2 protein-coding genes are annotated in these 2,122 nt (G+C 53.3%); both read left to right on the forward strand.

Annotated features, from left to right (window positions below):
- The first annotated feature begins 53 nt into the window (after nucleotides 1-53).
- Nucleotides 54-569, forward strand: a complete 516-nt coding sequence (locus KDK18_RS06460) for an ankyrin repeat domain-containing protein (protein ID WP_257254052.1) — start codon at nucleotides 54-56, stop codon at nucleotides 567-569.
- 147 nt (nucleotides 570-716) lie between these two features.
- On the forward strand, nucleotides 717-1,994 hold the full coding sequence (locus KDK18_RS06465; protein WP_257254051.1) for an ankyrin repeat domain-containing protein: 1,278 nt from the start codon (nucleotides 717-719) through the stop codon (nucleotides 1,992-1,994).
- Nucleotides 1,995-2,122: the final 128 nt, after the last annotated feature.

Here is a 2,122-nt window from a genome sequence, read left to right on the forward strand (position 1 = left end):
CTTTCAGCCCTGCCAAGAGCCCGACTTTCCACCATTTCTTGTAGGTCGCCCTGATCGAAGGCAGAGCAAATATCAACGCACGAACTGTGATTGGCGCCACCGCACTGATGGCCGCTGCCCAGAAAGGCAATACCGACTGCGTGAAACTCCTGATCAATAATGAGGCGGATCTCAACGCCCAGACTAACAGTGGCACCACCGCGTTGTTTTTGGCTGCCCATAAGGGCAATACCGACTGTTTGAAATTACTGATCAACGCCAAGGCAGATCTCAACGCCAGGGCTTCGGATGGCGCCAGCCCACTCTTCGTGGCTGTGCAAGAAAATAACACCGACTGCGTGAAACTCCTGATCGACAATGGGGCGGATCTCAATGCCCGGTTTGAGAATGGTGCCACCCCAGTGTTCATGGCAGCCCTGAAGGGTAATACCAACATCGTAAAACTCCTGATTAACGCCGGGGCAGATCTCAACAGCCGGACCGAACTTGGCACTACCCCGCTGTCCATCGCAACCCGGAAGGGCAACACCGACATCATGAAACTCCTGACTGAGGCCGGGGCAAGGTAGGTAACAGAGGTAAGGCTGAAAGCTTCTCTGGGGCAGTAGAGAGAACTATTCACTGTGTCACTTGAGTTATTTTCTTGATCTATCCTTCCTCCCTGTTCACCAGAATGCAGGGATAGAATTATTAAACACTCACTCTTTGCAGCCCTGATGTTGCCAATAACATTGCTAATAACACTATCCGTCGTCTGTCAGGCTCAACCGTTGACGGCCATCATTACCATGCCTGGCTCTGGCAATGACCAGCCACAACACCCGCCATCAGCGTCATCGGGACAGCAAGCTCAGGAAACCACCATCGGCCCAACAGGCTCTTTCAACAACTTCCTTAATTCTGATTCTGCCTCTGCCGGTGGTAACGGAGGCTCACAGCAACATCTGCACACTTTGGGTTTGGATTGTTTCGTCTCTCCCTGTCATGGCGTTTGTCAATTCCGACCATCATCCGATAGCAGTCGGCCCGCTGTCCCCATGGACAGTGACATACCGCTGGAGTCCGATCCCTGTCCTATTTGTCTGGTTCACTTCCATGGCCGTGATGAAGCACTTGTGGTCGTCAAAAGCCAATGTTGTGGCAAACACTTCGATCTGGACTGTATTTCGAAGTGCTTTGTTGATCAGCCTATCGGCTCTCGCCGGTGTACAATGTGCCGGCAAGACCCGATGCCTATGCTGAATGAGAACACCGGAGAGTCTCACCCGGATACATTTTTTCCCGACGAAGCGTTTTATCGTGCCTGTCTTGAGGGGGATTTGAGTCAGGTGGAGAATTCACTGGCAGATGGAGTCAATGTCAATGCCTTTATTGTCATTATGGATGATGATTCCAATGCCTTGATGTTGGCAGCTTGTATGGGGCACACAGATATCGCCGTACGCTTGATCAACGCCGGGGCGAATATCAACGCCCGGAGTGAGAGTGGCGCTACCGCGCTGTTCATCGCTGCCCAGGAAAATAAAATCGACTGCCTGAAACTCCTGATCGAAACCAAGGCAGATATCAACGCCCGGACTGAGGATGGCAGTACCGCACTGTGCATCGCTGCCCTAAAAAATAGCACCGACTGCGTGAAACTCCTGATCAATGTTGGGGCAGATCTCAACGTGCAGATGAGGGGTGGCGCCACACCGCTGTTCATCGCTGCCCGGAAAAATAACACCGACTGCGTGAAAATCCTGATCGAAGCAAAGGCGGATCTCAACACCGTCTTGCCGAATGGCGCCACCCCGCTGCACGTCGCTGCTGAGAACGGCAGTACCGACTGCGTGAAAGTCCTCATCAAGGCCGGGGCGGATCTCAACGCCGCCCTAACGGATGGCACCACTCCACTCTCCATCGCAACCAGGATGGGCAATACCAACTGCGTGAAAGCCTTGACCAAGGCCGGGGCGAGGCAAGGAGCATCTGCTATACCGCCGGGTCTTTAAAAACAGAGGTGAAAGCACAGACATTCCCTATCTGGATCTGGTTTGCAGCGATCTTGGCTTCGATGCCCGGACTATCAGGGCGACCTACAAGAAATGGTGGAAAGTCGGGCTCTTGGCAGGGCTGAAAG

It is taken from the genome of Endozoicomonas sp. SESOKO3, from assembly GCF_024606255.1.